General features: G+C 66.0%; 12 protein-coding genes and 1 pseudogene. 4 read left to right on the forward strand and 9 right to left on the reverse strand.

Going from position 1 to position 19,751, the window contains the following annotated elements:
- Positions 1-141 precede the first annotated feature (141 nt).
- Together GSQ95_RS08190 and GSQ95_RS08195 are read left to right on the forward strand one after the other, a co-directional pair.
- Entirely contained in the window at positions 142-1,317 is a 1,176-nt protein-coding gene (locus GSQ95_RS08190; RefSeq protein ID WP_158891363.1) for an acyltransferase, read from the forward strand.
- Between the two features lie 93 nt (positions 1,318-1,410).
- On the forward strand, positions 1,411-2,994 hold the full coding sequence (locus tag GSQ95_RS08195) for a peptide chain release factor 3 (protein WP_158891365.1): 1,584 nt from the start codon (positions 1,411-1,413) through the stop codon (positions 2,992-2,994).
- Between the two features lie 72 nt (positions 2,995-3,066).
- Here GSQ95_RS08195 and rmuC read toward each other — a convergent pair whose 3' ends face one another.
- The 4 genes from rmuC to recC form a co-directional block, all read right to left on the reverse strand.
- Positions 3,067-4,650, reverse strand: a complete 1,584-nt coding sequence (gene rmuC / locus GSQ95_RS08200; RefSeq protein WP_158891367.1) for a DNA recombination protein RmuC — start codon at positions 4,648-4,650, stop codon at positions 3,067-3,069.
- Between the two features lie 73 nt (positions 4,651-4,723).
- Positions 4,724-6,805, reverse strand: coding sequence for an exodeoxyribonuclease V subunit alpha (gene recD / locus GSQ95_RS08205; protein ID WP_158891369.1), 2,082 nt, complete (start codon positions 6,803-6,805; stop codon positions 4,724-4,726).
- Complete coding sequence (gene recB, locus GSQ95_RS08210; RefSeq protein ID WP_158891371.1) at positions 6,798-10,460, reverse strand: exodeoxyribonuclease V subunit beta; 3,663 nt, start codon at positions 10,458-10,460, stop codon at positions 6,798-6,800. Before recB ends, recD begins: the two co-directional genes overlap by 8 nt.
- Entirely contained in the window at positions 10,457-13,888 is a 3,432-nt protein-coding gene (gene recC / locus GSQ95_RS08215) for an exodeoxyribonuclease V subunit gamma (RefSeq protein ID WP_158891373.1), read from the reverse strand. The genes recB and recC overlap by 4 nt, the downstream gene beginning before the upstream one ends.
- A gap of 182 nt (positions 13,889-14,070) precedes the next feature.
- Here recC and GSQ95_RS08220 point away from each other — a divergent pair, with 182 nt between their 5' ends.
- Positions 14,071-14,568 carry a hypothetical protein gene (locus GSQ95_RS08220; protein WP_158891375.1) on the forward strand — a complete coding sequence of 166 codons (498 nt, stop codon included), beginning with the start codon at positions 14,071-14,073 and terminating at the stop codon, positions 14,566-14,568.
- 12 nt (positions 14,569-14,580) lie between these two features.
- On the opposite strand, the gene yacG is transcribed toward GSQ95_RS08220, so the two are convergent.
- The 5 genes from yacG to pilB form a co-directional block, all read right to left on the reverse strand.
- Positions 14,581-14,778 carry a DNA gyrase inhibitor YacG gene (gene yacG, locus GSQ95_RS08225; protein WP_158891377.1) on the reverse strand — a complete coding sequence of 66 codons (198 nt, stop codon included), beginning with the start codon at positions 14,776-14,778 and terminating at the stop codon, positions 14,581-14,583.
- Positions 14,775-15,386 carry a dephospho-CoA kinase gene (coaE, locus tag GSQ95_RS08230; protein ID WP_158891379.1) on the reverse strand — a complete coding sequence of 204 codons (612 nt, stop codon included), beginning with the start codon at positions 15,384-15,386 and terminating at the stop codon, positions 14,775-14,777. The genes yacG and coaE overlap by 4 nt, the downstream gene beginning before the upstream one ends.
- Positions 15,383-16,255, reverse strand: coding sequence for an A24 family peptidase (locus GSQ95_RS08235; protein WP_158891381.1), 873 nt, complete (start codon positions 16,253-16,255; stop codon positions 15,383-15,385). The genes coaE and GSQ95_RS08235 overlap by 4 nt, the downstream gene beginning before the upstream one ends.
- A complete protein-coding gene (locus GSQ95_RS08240) occupies positions 16,255-17,472 on the reverse strand; it encodes a type II secretion system F family protein (RefSeq protein WP_158891383.1) in 1,218 nt (405 codons plus the stop codon). The genes GSQ95_RS08235 and GSQ95_RS08240 overlap by 1 nt, the downstream gene beginning before the upstream one ends.
- Positions 17,473-17,681: 209 nt before the next feature.
- Positions 17,682-19,376, reverse strand: a complete 1,695-nt coding sequence (pilB, locus tag GSQ95_RS08245; RefSeq protein ID WP_158891385.1) for a type IV-A pilus assembly ATPase PilB — start codon at positions 19,374-19,376, stop codon at positions 17,682-17,684.
- Positions 19,377-19,588: 212 nt separating this feature from the next.
- On the opposite strand from pilB, the pseudogene GSQ95_RS08250 reads away from it, so the two are divergent.
- Positions 19,589-19,702: pseudogene (locus GSQ95_RS08250) on the forward strand (prepilin-type N-terminal cleavage/methylation domain-containing protein); the annotation flags it as partial.
- Between the last annotated feature and the right edge of the window lie 49 nt (positions 19,703-19,751).

A 19,751-nucleotide genomic window follows, 5' to 3' on the forward strand; every position in this document is an offset into this window, starting at 1 on the left:
GCGACTATTAAGACGCTTGCGACGCCCAAGAGAAAGGATGCCATGTCAGCTATCGTTCTTCCGCACTACCCTTCCGCTCTTTCCCCCTAACGGCAGCGCTGCATCCGTTCGCCTTTCTTGCCGCACCCTCAGGGATCTCCCATGGAAAGATTTGTCGCTTTGGATAGCTTTCGCGGTCTGCTCGCCGTCGCCGTCGTCCTGTTCCATACCTATGTCGCTCAGGCCGCCTCGGAAAATCCGCTGATCGCCAACGCCTATCTGTTCGTTGAATTCTTCTTCGTGCTGAGTGGCTTCGTGCTCATGCACACCTACGAAAACCGGTTGCGGACCCTGGACGACTATCGCGATTTCGCCATCAGTCGCTCGGCGCGGATCCTGCCGCTGCACCTGGCCATGCTCGGGCTCTATGTACTGCTGGAGTGCGGTCGCCTGCTGGCGGAAAAACTGGGGGTCGGCTTCAACGATCCGGCTTTCAGCGGCGCCACCGCGCCCGAGCAATTCCTGCCGAATCTGCTGCTGCTGCAATCCTGGCTCGGCCAGGCCATCACCGGCTCGTTCAACTACCCGTCCTGGAGCATCAGCATCGAGTTCTACCTCTATCTGATCTTCGGTCTGCTGGTACTCAAGGGCCAGGGTCATCAGCGCCAGTGGTTCCTGGCGATCGCCCTGCTGGCCTTCGTGCAGCTGCTGTATCCCTTCCTGCCGCTGAAGACCGAGATCTTTCGCGGCCTGTCGTGCTTTTTCGCCGGCGCCTGCACCTATCGCCTCTACGTCTGGATCAAGCAGCACAACCAGGGGCAATTCGGTGGCACCCTGCTGGAGCTGGCCTGCCTGATCGCCGGTGCCGCGGTGATGACCTCCGATCTGCCGGTGCCCAAGAAGGGCGTGCTGGCGACCCTGGTGTTCTGCGTCACCGTCCTCACCTTCGCCTTCGAGCGCGGCCTGGTCTCCAGCGTGCTGCACCAGGGGCTATTCGTACGTCTGGGCGTGCTGTCCTATTCGATCTACCTGTGCCACGCCGCGGTGATCTTCGTGTTCAAGAGCGCCTTCATCGTGCTGGGCAAGCTGCTGCACCAGGACTTCACGGTGGTGGCGCCCTCCCATGATGCGCCGCTGCCCTTCATGATCCGCTACATCGCCACCGGCAGCGTCGTGCTGGACAACCTGGTGGTGCTGGTGGAACTGGCGGTGGTCTTCGCCTTCGCCTGCCTGACCCACAGGTACATCGAGATCCCGGGCATGGCCCTGGGCAAGCGACTGGTCCGCCGCAAACGCACCCCGCCCTGCTGCGACGGCAACATCCAGCCGCAGCGCTGAGCGGCGCCCTGGCAGCCCCACCGACCTCAAGCCGGTGGGGCTGCCCTCTGCTATACTCCGCCCCCTCTTTTTTCTTCCCGCCCAGGTTCATCCATGACCACCCAGGCCGCCGAAGTCGCCAAGCGCCGTACCTTCGCCATCATTTCTCACCCCGACGCGGGCAAGACCACCATCACCGAAAAGCTGCTGCTGATGGGCCAGGCCATCGCCGTCGCGGGTACGGTGAAGTCGCGCAAATCCGATCGCCATGCGACCTCCGACTGGATGGAGATGGAAAAGCAGCGCGGCATCTCCATCACCACCTCGGTGATGCAGTTTCCCTACCGCGAGCACATGATCAACCTGCTCGACACCCCCGGCCACGAAGACTTCTCCGAAGACACCTACCGCACCCTGACCGCGGTGGATTCGGCGCTGATGGTGCTCGACGGTGGCAAGGGCGTCGAGCCCCGTACCATCGCCCTGATGGACGTCTGCCGCCTGCGGGACACCCCCATCGTCAGCTTCATCAACAAGCTCGACCGCGACATCCGCGATCCCATCGAACTGCTCGACGAGATCGAGGCGGTGCTCAAGATCAAGGCCGCGCCCATCACCTGGCCGATCGGCAGCTATCGCGACTTCATGGGCGTCTATCACCTCTCGGACGACCGCATCTACGTCTACACCCCCGGCCATGGTCACGAGCGCATCGCCACCAAGACCATCGACAAGCTGGACTCCGACGAGGCCCGCGCCCACCTGGGCGATCTCTATGAGAGATTCGTCGAGGAGCTGGAGCTGGTGCAGGGCGCCTGCCACGAATTCGATGGCGAGGCCTTCCTGCGCGGCGAGATGACCCCGGTGTTCTTTGGTACCGCCCTGGGCAACTTCGGCGTCGACCAGGTGCTCGACGCCGTGGTCGACTGGGCGCCGCGCCCGCTGTCGCGCGCCGCCCACGAGCGGATGGTGGAACCGGTGGAAGAGAAGTTTTCCGGCTTCGTGTTCAAGATCCAGGCGAACATGGATCCCAAGCACCGCGACCGCATCGCCTTCATGCGCATCTGCTCGGGCAGGTACGAGAAGGGCATGAAGCTGCGCCACGTGCGGATCAAGAAGGACCTCAAGATCGCCGATGCCCTGACCTTCTTCTCCAGCGAGCGCGAGCACCTGGAAGAGGCCTTCGCCGGCGACATCATCGGCTTGCACAACCACGGCACCATCCAGATCGGCGACACCTTCACCGAAGGCGAGTTGCTGGGCTTCACCGGTATCCCGCACTTCGCCCCGGAACTGTTCCGCCGCGTGCGCCTGAAGGATCCGCTGAAATCCAAGCAGCTGCGCCAGGGCCTGCAGGAACTGGCCGAGGAAGGCGCCACCCAGGTGTTCTTCCCCGAGCGTAACAACGACATCGTGCTCGGCGCCGTGGGCGTGCTGCAGTTCGACGTGGTCGCCAGTCGCCTGAAGGAAGAATACAAGGTGGAGTGCGCCTACGAGGCCATCAACGTCTGGTCGGCGCGCTGGATCGAGTGCGACGACAAGAAGAAGCTCGAGGACTTCAAGAACAAGGCCTTCGAGAACCTGGCAGTGGATGGCGGCGGTCACCTCACCTACCTGGCGCCTACCCGGGTCAATCTGGCACTGATGGAAGAGCGCTGGCCGGAGATCAAATTCCGCGCCACCCGCGAGCACCACTGAGCCCTACTGCCTGACCGGTGCATCTGGCGCCGGTCAGGCGGATCGCCGGCTCTCCTGCCCGGTCTTCCCGAATCAGTCCCGGTCGGAAGACTCGGCCGCGGCTTCCAGCTCCACCATCGTCAGCTCCAGCTCCGCCCGCTCGGTCCACTGGCCGTCCAGTTCGGTGCGTACCGCCACGCCCAGCTCCTTGAAGTCGGCCACCTGCTTGACCAGGTTGCCCGGGCCGCCCACCAGTTGGCCGCAGGCCTTGCGATAGGCTTCGCCGGCCTTGTCCAGACTCTTGCCGATACCGTCCATGCTGCCGAGAAAGGTGCGCAGCTTGTCGTAGACCTTGCCCGCGCGCTCGGCCAGTTCGGCGGTATGGCGATTCTGGTCTTCGAAGCGCCAGAGCTGGCGGACGATGTTGAGGCTGGTCAACAGAGTGGTCGGCGTCGCCACCAGCACGTTCTGTTCGATGGCGCGCTGGAACAGGCTTTCGTCAGCCTTGAGCGCCTCGACGAAGGCCGATTCGATGGGGATGAACAAGAAGACCATCTCCGGCGAATTCAGCCCCGGCAGGCTGAAGTATTCGCGATCGGCCAGTTCGCGGATGCGCTCGCCCACGGCACGCACGTGCTCGCCCAGGGCCAGGCGCCGCTCGCCCTCGTCCTCGCTGTTGACGTAGCGGGTATAGGCGTTGAGCGACACCTTGGCGTCCACCACCAGGTGCTTCTTCTGCGGCAGATGGACCAGCACGTCCGGCCGCCGCCGGCCGGTCTCGGTGGTGAAGCTGCGCTCGCGGACGAAGTCGCGCCCTTCACGCAGGCCGGAGCGCTCCAGCACGTTTTCCAGGATGAGCTCGCCCCAGTTGCCCTGGGCCTTCTTCTGGCCGCGCAGGGCAGTGGCCAGGTCGTGGGCCTCCTGGGTGATCTGGCGGTTGAGCTCCTTGAGGTCGAGCAGTTGCTGGCCGAGGGCTGCCTGCTGCTGGACATCCTTGTGGTGGATGTCCTCGACCTTGGCGCGAAAGCCTTCGATCTGCTCGCGGAACGGCCGCAACAGCGCATCCAGGGATTGCTGGCTGTGCTGGGCGAAGGCCTGGCCCTTGGCGTCGAAGATGCGTCCGGCCAGTTGTTCGAATTCCAGCTTGAGCTGCTCGCGACTCTCGCGCAGTAGTAGCTGCTGCGCCTGGAAGTGCTCTTCCTTCTGCTCCAGGGTGGTCCTGAGCGTGGCGTGTTCTTCGGCCAGGCGCGCATGGCGCTCCTGCACCTCGGCGTGCAGTTGCTGCTCGCGGTGCTGGCGCTCGCGCAATTCGGCGAGCTGCTCCTGGCTGCCCTGCAGCTGAGCCCGGGTGGCCTCGGCCAGGGCGTGCTGTTCGGCGGCCTGCAACTGGGCCTGGCGGGTCTGCTGGCGCAACTCGGCCTCCAGCTCGCGATTGACCTCCAGCTGGCGCTGCAGGGTGGCGGTGCGTTCGCGCTCGGCGCCCAGTTCCACCACCTGGCGACCATTGGCCAGCTCGGCCCGCTGCAGGTCGTCGCGCAGCATGTCGTAGCGCTCGGCGGCGCTGTCGAGTTGCTGTTGCAGATAGCGCTGGCGCCCGGTCAGCCAGACGGCCGAACCCGCCCAGCCAGCCAGCAGCAACAGGGGAAGCACAAGGGAAACGAAAGGCAAGGAAGTCATGGCGCTCTCATCGCGGACGGCTCCCCTCACCTTAGGCAGGCGTGCGGGGAGCGTCCAGCATTTATCTGTACATTTACACAGTGTTTCGCAAATCCAGATCCAGCCCGCTGACGCGGCGGACCCGTCGGGCCACGGCCTCGGCGAAGATGCCGCCACGGGCCTCGATCAGAGTGAAATCATCGCGCGCCCGGGTGATGCCGGTATAGACCAGCTCCTTGGTCAGCACCGGACTGAGCTGCTCGGGCAGCAGGAGCGCCGTGTGGGCGAATTCCGAGCCCTGGGATTTGTGCACGGTCATGGCGAACACCGTCTCCACCGCCGCCAGCCGACTGGGCAGGACAAATCTCAGGCCACCGCTGCCATCGCCGCGGGGAAAGGCGACCCGCAGCACCTTGCGCCCCGGCTGGTTGGCGTCCGGCAGGCAGAGGGTGATGCCGATGTCGCCGTTCATCAGCCCCAGGCTGTAGTCGTTGCGCGTCACCAGCACCGGGCGGCCCTCATACCAGCCATGCTCGCCCGCGAGCAGACCGGCTGCAAGCAGGGCGCTGGCGATGCGCAGGTTGAGACCTTCCACGCCCCAGGGCCCCTTGCGCACGGCGCAGAGCAGCTGGAAGTCGTCGAAGGCGGCCAGCACCTGGCCGGCCCAGAGCGTCCAGGCCGGGTCCTCCAGCACGGTGTCGAGCTGGGGCCGGGTCTCCTGCAGGACCTGCAGATAATGACGATAGCCGCGGGCGCGCCCGCGACCTTCCAGCACCAGGCGTTCCAAGGCACGATCCTCCGGGCCCTTGAGCAGCACGCGATGAAGGTCGGAATAGCCGCCGTCGACTAGCACCTGCTGCGCACCCGGGCCGTCCTGGGCATTGACCCGACGGGCCAGCTGGCCGATGCCGCTGCCGGCACCGAAGCGCCGCGAGCGCCTGAGCATCACCACCTGCTGGGCCAGGGCGTCACCCTGGTCATCACCGACCGTCAGCGGCGTCTGGGCCAGCGACTGGCCACTCACGGCTTCCAGCCAGGCGCGGGTGGCCGGACTGTAGCGTCCGGCTTCGGCATCCCGGCAGAGATCGCCCAGCACCGCGCCCGCCTCCACCGAGGCCAGCTGATCCTTGTCACCCAGCAGGACCAGGCGTGCCCTGGGCGGCAAGGCCGCCAGCAGGCTGGCCATCATTTCCAGGTCGATCATCGAGGCTTCGTCCACCACCAGCACGTCCAGCGGCAAGGGCTGCCCGCGGTGATGACGGAAGTGCCGGGTGTTGGGGCGACTGCCCAGCAGCCGGTGTACCGTGGTCACCCCGGTGGGGATGTGCCGACGCAACTCGTCGTCCACCGGCAAGCGACTGACCTGGCCGCCGATGGATTCGGTGAGGCGCGCGGCCGCCTTGCCGGTCGGTGCGGCCAGGCGGATACGCAAGGGGCGACCGGCCGCCACTGCGGGCGCCTGGAGCAGCGCCAGCAGCCGCACCACGGTGGTGGTCTTGCCGGTGCCGGGGCCGCCGGTGACGATGCTGAAGGCGCCGCGCACCGCCAGGGCGCAAGCCAGTTTCTGCCAGTCGGGTTCGCCACCCGCCTCGGGATCCGGCGGAAACAGCCGGTCGAGGCGCTCGGCGAGATCCGCCGGCAGCGACTCGGGAGTGGCCAGGCGCTGACGCAGGCTGGCGGCCACCGCCCGCTCGTAACTCCAGTAGCGCCGCAGGTAGAGGCGCTCGCCGCCCAACACCAGGGGTCGCTCCGGACAGCTACCGTCGCCATCGACCAGGACGCTGGCCCGCAGCGCCCGCTGCCAGGCATCGAGGGTCTGGCCATGCAGCAACTGCGACGGCAAGAGCGAAGCGCGCGCATCGTCGCCCTCGGGCGGCAGCGACAGGGCGGCGTCGGGATTGCGCAGGGTGGCGGCGAGATCCAGGCAGACATGGCCATGGCCGAGCTGATGGCTGGCCAGGGCCGCGGCCAGCAGCACCGCCGAGTCGCCCTGGGGTTCGAGTTCGCCAAGAAAGCTGGTGAAGGCCCGGTCCACCTGGCGCAACCAGCCGCGCTGCACCCAGAGCTCCAGCAGGCGAAAGAGGTCGTCACGCTGTTCGAGCGGGGCGAGGGGACGCTCCTGGGCCAGGGATGCCAGGCGCAGCAGCCGTTCGGTGGCGGGGCTGAAATCAGACATGGGCATTCTCCGCACCACTGAACAGCAGGTCCAGGGTCTCGATCAGGGCCTGGGCGGGTCGCTCGACAAACACGCCGTGGCCGGCCGGATCGCAGCCGCGCAGGAAGAGGTAGACGGCGCCGCCGAAATGGCGTTCGTAGCTGTAGTCCGGCAACCGCGCCTTGAGCAGCCGGTGCACGGCCAGGCTGTAGAGCACGTACTGCAGGTCATAACGCTTGGCCAGGACAGCGGCTTCCATGGCCGCGCGGGTATAGGCCCCGGCCTCGGCGCCCAGCCAGTTGGACTTGTAGTCCACCACGAAATAGCGCCCCTCGTGCTCGAATACCAGGTCGATAAAGCCCTTGAACAGACCGTTGAGCTGTCCCGGCTCCAGCATCGGCCGCGCCTGGCCGCCGTGGGTGCCACGACTCACCAGATCATCCAGCCGCTCCAGATCGACGCCATGGGTGGCGAACCAGAATTCCATCTCCACCTGGTAGCGCGCCAGTTCGCCCAGGCGCTGGTTGCCCCCCGGCAACGGCAGCGGCAATTCCAGCAACTGGCGCAGCCAGCCCTGCAGGATGGGAATCCAATGATTCCAGCCACGCCGCTGACAACGCCGGGCGATCAGGTCGTCCAGCCGCTCGGGCGCGGCCTGGATGGCGGTGAAGCCTTCCTCGCCGACCCACTCCAGCAGGCTGTGCAGAAAGGTGCCCGGACCGGGTCCGCGGGGAAAGCGGTGCAGGTCTTCGCCGGCCGCGGGCTGGCGCGCCTCGTCCGGGGCAAGGCGGTCGTCGTCGAACAGCTTCTGGGCCGCCGGGGTATCCAGGTCCAGCTCCAGGTTGAACGGGGCCCCCTCCCGTGCCTCGCCCAGCCGCGTGCCGATACGCAGGGCACTGTAGGAGGCGATCCACCAGTCCTCGCGGGCCGCCCGCCGGGCTGTCAGCGCCTTGAGGGTCACCGGGGCTTCACGGGCCTCGGGCAGGCGAGCCGGATCGGCGGCGGGCAACGGCAGGATCAGGGTGTCGGATTGCGCACCGACCAGGGTGGTCAGGGCCGCGTCCAGGGCCGCCGAACTCGCCAGGGGCTCGCCACCGGTGGCCAGGTAGCCCAAGGCACTGCGGGCGAAGCCGGATTCCTTGCTGCGCCCGCGCTTGAGATCGGCCACCCCGACCCAGCAGGCATGGCGGGCCCGGGTCAGGGCGACATACAGCAGGCGCAGATCTTCGGCCAGACGCTCGTCGTCGGCGCGGGCCAGTTCCTCGGCGGAGGGCTTGAAGGTCCGGCGCACCTGCCCCTGGTCATCGTGATAGCGCAGCGGCAGCGTGGCGCCCTCCTCGGCGCGATAGGCGCAGGCGAAGGGCAGGAACACCAGTGGGTATTCCAGGCCCTTGGACTTGTGCACCGTCACCACCTTGACCAGCTCGGCGTCGCTTTCCAGGCGCAGGATCTGCTCGTCGGCGGCCCCCTGGGCGGCCAGCTGCTCGGCCAGGTGGCGAATCAGCGCCTGTTCGCCATCAAGCTCGCCAGCGGCGCGCTGCAGCAGTTCGGCAAGGTGCAGCAGGTTGGTCAGCACCCGCTCGCCATCGGCGCGGGCCATCAGCCGCTGCGGCAGCCGGAAGTCCTGCAGCAGGCGCCGCAGCATGGGCAGTACGCCCTGGGTGCGCCAGAGCTGGCGATAGCCACGGAGTTGCAGCACCCGCGACTCCCAGGCCTGCTCGTCGTGGTTGAGAGCATCGAGCTCAGCGAGCGGCAGGTCGAGGGTCAGGCTGCCCAAGGCCGCGCGCAGCCGACGATCCACATCGGGCTCGGCGCAGGCCTTGAGCCAGTCCAGCAGGCAGCGGGCCTCCTGGGCGGTGAATACCGAGTCCTTGTCCGACAGGTAGACGCTGCGCACCCCGCGCCGCACCAGCGCCTGGCGCACCGCCTGGGCTTCGCTGCCGGCGCGCACCAGGATGGCGATATCGGCGGGCCGCAGCGGCACCAGTTCGCCGTCTTCACGGCGAAAGCCGGCCCTGCCCTCGGCGGCCAGGCTCAGCAGCCGGACGATCTCGCTGGCGGTGCTTTCGGCCATAGTGGCGCGATAGGCGGTGCCGGCCAGGGGCTCGTCGCCCGCCAGTTGCCAGAAGGTCAGGGCCGCACCCGGCACGCCGTCGATTTCCAGGGCTTCGCGCCGCCCCTGGGCGCGGACCGGCTCGAAGGGCACCGGATTGTCCTCACCCTGGCGGAACAGGAAGGCGGCGCGCGGTGCCGTCATCTCGCCATGCTGAAATACCTGGTTGACCGCCGCGACCATGGCGGCGGTGGAGCGGAAGTTGGTGTCCAGCGAGTGCAGGTGACCGGCATTGGCGCGGCGGGCCTGCAGATAGGTATGGATATCGGCGCCACGGAAGGCATAGATGGCCTGCTTGGGATCGCCGATCAGGAACAGCCCGGTGCCCTCTCCTACGCCATAGACGCTGCTGAAGATGCGGTACTGCACCGGATCGGTGTCCTGGAATTCGTCGATCAGCGCCACCGGGAATTGCTCGCGAATCAGCGCCACCAGCCGCGCGCCGGCGCCATCGGCCTGCAGCGCCCGGTCCAGGCGGGTCAGGATGTCGTCGAAACCCAGCTCGGCGCGGCGCAGCTTCTCGCGCTCGAATTTCTGCTGCACCCAGGCCGCCGCGTGCTCCAGCAGCGGCACCTCAGGGCTGGGCAGCTCGGCGAGTTGCCCGGGCAGCCGCGCCATGGCCGCCAGGGCCGGATGATCCGGCGGACTGGCCTTGGTCCAGGCCTCGGCGAAGCCCTCCTCGGTCAGCCGGGTGAAGCCGGTGCCGATATCCAGGTCCTCGCTGGCGGGGTTGTCCGCCCAGGCGACCAGCTTGTCGCACCAGGGCCCGAAGAATCTCTTCTGCAACTTGCGGCCGTCGACCACCTTGGCATCGCAGCCGGCCTGGCAGAGTTCGCGCAACTCTTCCGCCCACTGGGCCCAGGGCGCCTTGAGGCGTGCCAATTGCTCTCGGCGTTCGGCCAGCGCGGTGGCCAGCAAAGCCGCAGGTTCGCCCCGGGGCGCGCCTAGGGCCTCGCTCAACAGGGGGCGCAAGCGCGCGGCCAGGGCACGGGGTTCGCCCCAGTGCTCGATCACCCAGTCCAGGGCCTCGCCGTCGAGGGGATAGCAGAAGCGTCGCCAGTAGTCGCGCACCACCTGGGCGAGCAACTCGCTCTGGTCCTGCTCCAGGTTCTGCACGAAGAGGCTGCCGCTGTCGAAGGCGTGCTCGCGCAGCATGCGCTGGCACCAGCTGTGGATGGTAGAGACGGCCGCTTCGTCCATCCACTGGGCGGCGATGTCCAGGCGCCGGGCGCAATCGGCCCAGGCCTCGGCGGCGAAGTCCTCGCGCAATTCGGCGAGCAGCGGATCGGGCGCGGCGATCTCGTCGCGGAAGAAGCGTGCCGCCTCGGCCAGGCGATGGCGAATGCGGTCGCGCAACTCCTGGGTGGCCGCCTCGGTAAAGGTCACCACCAGGATCTGCGGCGGCAACAGCTCGCGGCCGAAAGCCGTCTCGGGCGTGCCGTGGCCCAACACCAGACGCACATAGAGCGCGGAGATGGTGAAGGTCTTGCCGGTGCCGGCACTGGCTTCGATGAGCTGATTGCCCTGCAACGGAAAGCGCAGGGCGAGCGGACGCTGACTCATGCCTGTGCCTCCCCGCCAACCACCTGCCAGCCGGCGGTGTGCACCGGCGCATAGAGGGTCTGGCACCAGCCATCGAATTCCTCGTCGGCCAGCAAGGCGGCGAAGTCCGGATACTGCCGACGCAGTGCCGGGTGGGTCGCGGCCTCGCCCTGATAGGCCTGCTCGGCGGCGGCCAGGGCCTTGTCCGGGTCATTGGCCAGCCAGGCGAAGGCGGTGCGCGGCGCGACGGGCAGAGGACGACGCTGGCCCAGCGCCCAGGCATCGAGCAACTCGTTCAGCTGCCGCCGGGCCAGCTCGGCGTCCAGCGGCGCCAGCAGCAGCGTCAGATCGGTCGCCACCACCGCGGTGGTCAGCTGCAGGCCACCGGCCGCGGCGACCAGATGCTGCACCCAGGGTCGCAGCAGCCGATGCCACTTGCGCGTGCGGGTATTGCCCAGCCCATTGGCCTGGGCGGTCAGGGCCAGCAAGCCTTCGGAGCCACGACGCAGCCGTTCGAGGTTGGCCACCAACTGCAGCTCCTTATGGGCGAAATCCAGGGTCACGGCCTCTTCCAGGGGTTCGGGCCAGCGCAGCGCCAGGGCCTCGACCTGGGCGACCACGGCGGGCAGCGGCTCGCGCAAGGCCCGCCCGGCCCGTTCGCCAAAGCCCGCCAGCGGCAGCCGACCGCTGCCGCGCAGGCGCTCGGCGGCGGCCATCAGCGCCTGATCCGCCTCGGCCGGCGTGGCCAGCGCCGCCGCCAGCAGGTCTTCACCTAACTGGTAGCGGGTCAGGGCGTCCAGGCCGAAGGGCTCTTCGTCTTCCGCCGGCGCATCGGGCGCCGCGAAGTGCAGCTTGAGGCGATTGGCAAAGAACAGGTCCACTGGTCCGCGCAGAAAGCGCGCCAGGTCATCGAGGCCCAGGGGTTCTTCGGGTACCAGCGGCGGCAACAGGGCATCCTCGTCGCGGGTGGTGCGGTCATGCACGCCCAGCCATTCGGCGGCAAAGCTGAAATAGCCGCGCTCGCCGCGGAAGTAGCGGGCGCTGAAGGGCTGCAGCGGATGCTCCTGGGTCAGGGCGGCCAGCAGGCGCTCCGGTTCTTCTTCGTGCCCCGCCAGCCGCCAACCGGCCTGAAGATGGTCACGCAACTGGGCGACCAGCACCGACGGCGGGCGCTCGCTGTTGTCGCGGATGCTGCGCCCCACCCAGCTGACATAGAACTGATCGCGCGCCGAGAGCAGCGCCTCCAGCAGCAGATAGCGGTCGTCTTCACGCCGCGAGCGGTCACCGGGACGATAGTCCTGGGCCATGAGATCGAAATCCAGCGGCGACTGGATGCGCGGATAGGCGCCATCGTGCATACCCAGCAGGCAGACCACACGGAAGGGAATGGCGCGCATGGGCATCAGGGTGCAGAAATTGACCGCTCCGGCGAGAAAGCGCTGGGCCAGGCCCCCTGAATCCAGTCCGGCCAGCCAGGCCTCGCGGACCACGGTGAGCGGCAGCTCTTCATCCAGGGCGACGTCCTCGCACAACTCCAGCCAGCGCTCACGGAGATTTTCCAGCTGCTCCAGCAGGTATTCGTCGTGCTCGTCCTGGGCGCTGAAGAACAGCGCCAGCAGCGCCTGCAGACGGGCGCCCCACTCCGCCGGCCGGGCCGGTTGGGCCAGCGCCGCCTGGGCCGCGTCCAGGGCATCGAGCAGATCCACCAACGGCCCGACCAGGGCCGCGTCCAGGCCACCCACCTCGTCAAAGGGCTCGATATCGCCCAGGGCGGCGCCGCTGCCCACGGCGTAGCCCAACAGCATGCGCCTCAGCCCGAAGCGCCAGGTGTTCTGCGTCAGCCCCTCGGGCAGATCGAGACGACTGCGCTGCTCGGCATCCAGCCCCCAGCGCACGCCGGCGCCTTCCAGCCAGAGGTGCAGGGTCGGCAGATCACCTTCGCGCAGGCCGAAGCGGGCGCGCAGCGCCGGCACATCCAGCAGATCGAGGATCTCGCTCAGGGCGAAGCGGCTGTCAGGCAGTTGCAGCAGGTGCTCCAGGGCGATCAACAGCGGCTGGAAACCGCGCTGGTGCTGGTCGGCCAGGCTGAAGGGAATGAAACGCGGATCCTGGCGTTCGAGCTGGCCGAACACCGCGCGGATGTGCGGCGCATAGGCATCGATGTCCGGCACCATGACGATGACGTCGCGCGGCCTGAGGCTGCCATCGCTGCTGAAGCGCGCCAGCAACTGGTCATGCAGGATCTCCACTTCGCGCTGCGGACTGTGGGCCACATGGAAGCGCATGGATCTGTCGCGCGCCGGATCCACTGCCGGCCAGCGTTCGCGGGTCTCGCTCAGCGGACGCAATTCGAGGATATCGTCCTGCAACTGGCCGAGCAGGTGCTGGGGTTCGGTGTCGGCGAAGAGGTCGATGCGCCCACCGTTGAGGTCCTCGAACAGGCGCCGATAGCCATCGGGTTCGTCGAATTCGTCCAGCAGATGGATATAGTCGCGCCCCTGCTTGCCCCAGCTCGCCAGCAGCGGCTGGCCGTGCTGGTGCAGCGCCTCGGCATCCAGCGTCTGCGGCATGCCCGGCTTGCGCTGCTGACGCCGGTAGTTCTGCCGCAACAGGTCCTGGTCGGCGACGATGTCGGACCAGTGATGGCGACAGGGATTGTGCACGCAGAGCAGCACCTGGCTGAAGCGCGCCAGCGCGGCCAGGGCTTCGAGGGTCTGCGCCGGAATCGCCGACAAGCCAAAGATCACCACCCGCCGCGGCAGACCGGCGGGCGGCTCGGTCGCCGCCTGCATGACCTCCAGAAAGCGCCGGTGCACCCCGGCGCGACTGCGGGCCAGGCCACCGTCGCCCACGTCGGCCAGCAGCGCCCGCCACAGCTGCGCCTGCCAGCGACAACTCTCCGGCAGGGGGCGCCGGCCGTCACGCAGGCTGGCCACCAGATCGCGGCCCGCCGCCCAGTCGTTGAGCCAGTCGGCGCGATAGACCTGGTAGCCGTCATAGAGATCGGCCAGGCGCTCGGCCAGCTGGTATCTCTTGCGCAGATCACCGTCATCGTCGAGAAAGCGCCGCAGCGCGGCGAAGTCCGGCTGCAGGAGCAGCGTCGGCAACAGCCGCATCAGGCGCCAGGTCAGGGGCGCGCGGTCCAGCGGCGAGGAAGGCGGTACCTGTTCACGGCCCAGTACCTGGCGATAGGTCCGCCAGAGAAAGGCCGCTGGCAACTGCACCTCGAGGGCTGCGGCCACTCCGCAGCCGCCTTCGTCGTCCCCGCGCGGATCCTCGGCCAGCGCCAGCTTGAGCCACTGGGCGATGCCATTGCTCTGCACCAGCACCTGTTCGTTTTCCAGTGGCGCCAGGGGATACCGCCGCATCCAGCCGACCGCCAGGCCGCGCAGCTCTTCGAGCCGATTGCCGTGTACTACCATGAATCCGGGAGTGAGCGCCTCGGACATGCTACGCCTCGCTGTTCGCTGTCTGCGGCCAGGGTAGGGATCACCCGCGCCGGATACCAGTCCGCAATGTGCTGACCGACGCATGACGCAGCGCACAGCCGCCCTCGTCTCCCCGCCTGCGATGGGGTTCCAGCCGGTAGACTCACGGTCTATCGGCCGTCGGCCATCGACAGGATGTTTTCATGCGTTTCCTCGTTGCCCTCCCCCTGCTTCTGGGCGCTGCCCTCGCCCATGCCGATAACGGCGAGCCCGTCGACTGCGCCAGCCTGCAGGCCCAATTGCCGCTACCGGTGCTCCAGCAGACCTCGGGCCTGCCGCTGGCCTATGCCCGGCAGATCGCCGGCGGCTGCGCCTTCACCGATCGCGACACCGGCCAGCCGGCCAACTACCTGCTGGGCCTGTCGGCGGGCTACGAGAATGGCGGTCGGGCGCTGCCCAAGCTGCGGCGGCAGGTGCAATCGCTCAGCGAGCAACTGGAGTGCAAGGCCATCGATGGCCTCGGCGAAGGCGCCAGCGCCTGCAGCAAGCCGCTGCTGGGCATCCAGGTCTTCTTTATCAAGCGCGACCGCATCCATACGATCACGGCGTCCAGTCCGCTGGAATACGAGAAACCAGAGTTGGCCGCCAAGCTGCGCCAGGCGGCCCAGGCGACTGCCCAGGCCTGGGCGCAACGGCTATAGGAAAGGCGCGTCCTAGTGGCCGCGGCGATTGAGGTCTTCCGAATAGAGATCGTCTTCCAGCTCATTGTCCGGGATGGCGTGTTCTTCCGCCGCCCAGGCACCCAGGTCGATCAATTTGCAACGGTCGGAACAGAAGGGCCGGTTGGCGCTCTTCTCGCTCCATTCCACGGGTGCGCCACAGGTGGGGCAATCCACGGTAAGAGTGCTCATGCTTGGCCTCCGTCAAGGGTCAGATAAAAGGAATGCAGGCGCTCCACCTCAGTGTGGAGCTGGGCGAGATCGCCGTCGTTGCAGATGACATCATCGGCCTTGGCCAGGCGCTCGGCACGCGGCAGCTGTGCCGCCAGAATGGCCCGCACCTGAGTCTCGTCCACCCCGTCGCGACGCATGGCCCGCTCAAGCTGCAGCGCTTCCGGCGCGTCTATCACCAGCCCCCGCCGGACCAGCGCCCGCTGCCCGGATTCGAACAGCAGCGGCGACACCAGGATGGCATAGGGCGACGCTGCGCGGGCCAAGGCCGCCAGGATTTCTTGGCGAATGAGAGGATGCAGCAGGGCTTCCAGCCAGCGCCGCTCGGCCGGATCGGCAAAGATCGCGGCCCGCAGCGCTGCCCGATCCAGGCTGCCATCCGGCCGCAAGACAGCCGACGAAAAATGCCCGGCGATCTCGGCCAGCGCCGGCCGTCCCGGCTCCACCACCCAGCGGGCGGCCTGATCGGCGTCGACACAGGTGATGCCCAGCTGGGCGAAATGCTCTGCAGCGGCGCTCTTGCCACTGCCGATGCCCCCGGTCAGGCCGAGGGTCCAGGCAGAAGTCATCGGAATCCGGCGAAGTTCAGGTACAGGCCGGTTATTTGATCACCCCAGAGCAAGGCAATCCACCCCGCCACGGCCAGATAAGGACCAAAGGGCAAGGGCGTGCTGCTTTCCGCCCGCCGCAGCCGCAGGGTGATGACGCCCAGAATGGCACCCACCAGCGATGACAGCAGGATGGTCAGGGGCAGGATCTGCCAGCCCCCCCAGGCACCGAGCAGCGCCAGCAGTTTGAAGTCGCCATAGCCCATGCCTTCCTTGCAGGTCACCAGGCGGAACAGCTGGAACACCAGCCACAGACTCAGATAACCCGTCACCGCGCCCCAGACGGCATCACCGAGATTGGTGAACAGCCCGAACTGATTGGCGATCAACCCCAGCCACAACAGCGGCAGAACGATCACGTCCGGCAGCAGCTGATGATCGGCATCGATCAGACTGGCCGCCAGCAGCCCCCAGGTAAGCAGCAGAAAGGCCCCGCCCTGCCAGGTCACACCCAGGTGCCAGATGACCCAGGCGGACAACAGTCCACAGGCCAGCTCCACCAGTGGATAACGCAGGCTGATGGAGGCCTGACAACCCTTGCAGCGACCGCGCAGGAGCAGATAACTCAGCACCGGCACGTTTTCCCAGGGCCTTACGGCGCGCTGGCAGTGGGGGCAGCGGGAAGCAGGTCGCGCCAGGTTGAAGGGGGCGCCTGCCGGCTCGGCCGGCAGCTCCAGCACCTCACGCGCTTCAGCCTGCCAATCCCGCCTCAGCGTTACCGGCAGGCGATAGACCACCACATTGAGAAAGCTGCCCACCAGCAGGCCCAGGACCAGCGCGCACAGCGCCGCGGCCAGCGGCGCGCCGGCCAGAAATTCCAACAGCGCCATCAGACCACCGAGCCGAGTTGGAAGATGGGCAGGTACATGGCAATGATCAGACCACCCACCAGGACCCCGAGGACCGCCATGATCATCGGCTCCATCAGGGTGGTGAGGTTGTCGACCATATTGTCGACCTCGTCTTCATAGAAGGTCGCGACCTTGGACAACATCTCGTCCAGCGAACCGGACTCCTCGCCAATGGCCGTCATCTGGATGGCCATGGAAGAGAAAACCCCGGTAGTACGCATGGAAAAGTTGAGCTGCATACCGGTGGAGACATCACCCTTGATCTTCTCCACGGCGTTGCGGAACACCACGTTGCCGGTCGCACCCGCCACCGAGTCCAGGGCATCCACCAGCGGGACACCCGCCGCGAAGGTAGTAGCCAAGGTCCGGGCATAACGGGCAATGGCGGACTTATAGAGAATTGAGCCAATGAGCGGGATCTTCAGCAGCCCCCGATCCGTAGCGTCACGAAATTTTTCCGACTTCTTGTAGAAGTGGCGAAGGACGAAAGCCAGCACGAAGATCCCGCCCAGTACCAGCAACCACCACTCCTGCAAGACCTCGGAAATGGCGATGACCATAAGGGTAAAGGCCGGCAATTGAGCACCGAAACCTTCGAACACCGACTGGAACTGAGGTACTACCTTGATCAGCAAAATGGCCGATACGATGACTGCGACCACGACCACCGCCGCCGGATAGGTCATAGCCTTCTTGATCTTCTTCTTCAGCGCCTCGGTCTTTTCCTTGTAGGTAGCTACCCGATCCAGCAGGGTTTCCAAGGCACCCGATTGCTCGCCGGCATCCACCAGGTTGCAATAGAGGTCGTCGAAATACTGCGGCTGTTTGCGCAGGGAATTGGCCAGGCTATTACCCGCCGCGACGTCCTGCTTGATGTCGTCGACCATCTTGCGCATATTGGGATTGTCAAAGCCCTCACCAATGATGTCGAAGGCTTGGAGCAAGGGCACACCTGCGCTCATCATGGTCGCCAGCTGTCGGGTAAACAGGGCGATATCCATGGGCTTGATCTTCTTGCCCTTGCCGAACAGCGACATCGACTTCTTGCGCACCCGGGTCGGATTGATGCCCTGCTTGCGCAACTGCGCCTTGATCAACGCAGGATTCAGGCCCGTCATCTCGCCCTTCACCTTAGTTCCTTTGCGATCGGTCCCCTCCCAGGTGAAGCTGCCCATCTTGATAGCTTTATCGGCCATGGCCTCGACTCACAAAGGCTCGGTCCGCCGTGGCGGACGCGTCAAAAGAATGCTCTATGCAGAGCCGGTTGCGGCTTTAAAGGCAAGCATCGCGCCATATGCCGAGTTTTAGACGCCCTACGACGCTGAAGCTTTATGCGCGACTACCAACCGACGCTCCGTTCCAGTCCCCTCTCCCTCCGGGAGAGGGCTAGGGTGAGGGAAAACCACTAGTCCTTGGTCACCCGATTGACCTCTTCCAAACTGGTAATCCCCTGCATCGCCTTCACCAGCCCTGACCGCCGCAGATCATTGAAGCCCTCTTTGTGCATGCGCGCCGCGATCTCGATGGAGTTGCCCTCCTCCATGATCATCTGCTGCAGCGCTGGCGTGATCTTCACGACCTCATAGATCCCCACCCGCCCGCGATAGCCCGCATTGCAGTCTTCGCAGCCGATAGGCTGATAAAGGGTGAAACTGCCGATCTCTTCGTCGCGAAAGCCTTCGGCCAGCAGCGCCTCACGGGGCACCTCATGGACTCGCTTACACTTGTTGCACAGCTTGCGCGCCAGGCGCTGGGCGATGATGAGATTGACCGAGGTCGCCAGGTTGAAGGCGGGCACCCCCATGTTCCGCAGACGGGTCAGGGTTTCCGCCGCGCTGTTGGTGTGCAGGGTCGACATCACCATGTGGCCGGTCTGGGCCGCCTTGATGGCGATCTCCGCCGTTTCCAGGTCACGAATCTCACCGACCATGATCACGTCAGGATCCTGACGCAGGAAAGCGCGCAGCGCCTGGGAGAAGTCGAGTCCCTGACGCGGGTTGACGTTGACCTGGTTGATGCCTTCCAGGTTGATCTCCACCGGGTCTTCCGCCGTGGAAATATTGATGTCTTCGGTATTGAGGATGTTAAGGCCAGTATAGAGGGATACGGTCTTCCCCGAACCGGTTGGTCCGGTCACCAGGATCATCCCCTGCGGTTGCTTGAGTGCCTGCAGGTAGAGCTCCTTCTGCACATCCTCATAGCCCAGGGCATCGATCCCCATCTGGGCGCTGGAGGAATCCAGAATCCGCATCACGATCTTCTCGCCCCAGAGGGTGGGCAGGGTGTTCACCCGGAAGTCGATGGACTTGGTCTTGGAGACCTTGAGCTTGACCCGGCCATCCTGGGGTTTGCGCCGCTCGGAGATATCCATATTGGACATTACCTTGAGCCGCGCCGAGATCCGCGACACCAGCTGCACCGGCGGCCGCGCCGCCTCGTGCAAGACGCCATCGGTACGAAAGCGCACCCGGTACATCTTTTCATAGGGTTCGAAGTGCAGGTCGGAGGACCCCTTCTTGATGGCATCGAGCAGCATCTTGTTGACGAACTTCACCACGGGCGCATCGTCGGCGTCGGTACCCGCAACGGCTTCCTGAGGCCGTTCTCCTCCCTCAGCTTCCAGATCGAGATCGAGATCGGACAACTCCAGCCCACCGGTTCCCGTATCGAGGTATCGCTCGATGGCCTGATGTAGCTTGTCATCTTCGACCAGCACGACCTCCACCGCCAGCTTGCTGCCAAAGGAAACATCATTGATGGCCTGCTGGTTGGTAGGATCGGAAAGCGCGATGAAAAGCTTGTTGCCTCTTTTGCTCAAAGGCAGGAAATGATGCTGCTGCATCAGCTTCTCGTTGACGATGTCCTTGGGCAGCTGCTCCTTGTCGATAGCCGCCAAATCGAGAAAGGGCACCCCGAACTCCTGGGCAGCAAGCTCCGCCAAGGGCCGGCTCTGCACCAATCGCTGCTGCACGAGATAGGTGACCAGCGGCACCTTGGCCTGCTTGGCCTTGACCACCGCCTGCTGGGCAGCCGCCTCCGCCAGCAACTGCGCATCCACCAGTTGCCGCGCCAGTCCCGACAGCATCACCGTCTCGTTCATCGTTGATTACCCAAGCCTGCGTTAGCTGGCCTTATAGCACCCCCCTGCCCCGCCCGCAAAATGGCGCCAGACCACTGACATTTTTTGTCATGACCTGCCCCTTTGTTGACGCCATCGACAGAGAAAGCGTGCTGGAGTAGGCATTTTTTTTGGCACGGCCTATGCTTTGGTACTGACAGGCATGTTGGCCTGAACCAACCCGGAGATTTTGAATGAACGCTCAGAAAGGCTTTACTTTGATCGAGCTGATGATCGTGGTAGCGATCATTGGTATTTTGGCGGCGGTGGCAATTCCTGCCTACCAAGACTACACAGTTCGCGCTAGGGCTTGTCTGAAAAGTCGTGTTTGCTAGCCTGTTCCTGTGATGGCAATGG

The sequence above is a fragment of the Pseudomonas sp. BAV 4579 genome, from assembly GCF_009765395.1.
Classification (GTDB): Bacteria; Pseudomonadota; Gammaproteobacteria; order Pseudomonadales; family Pseudomonadaceae; genus Chryseomonas; species Chryseomonas aestiva.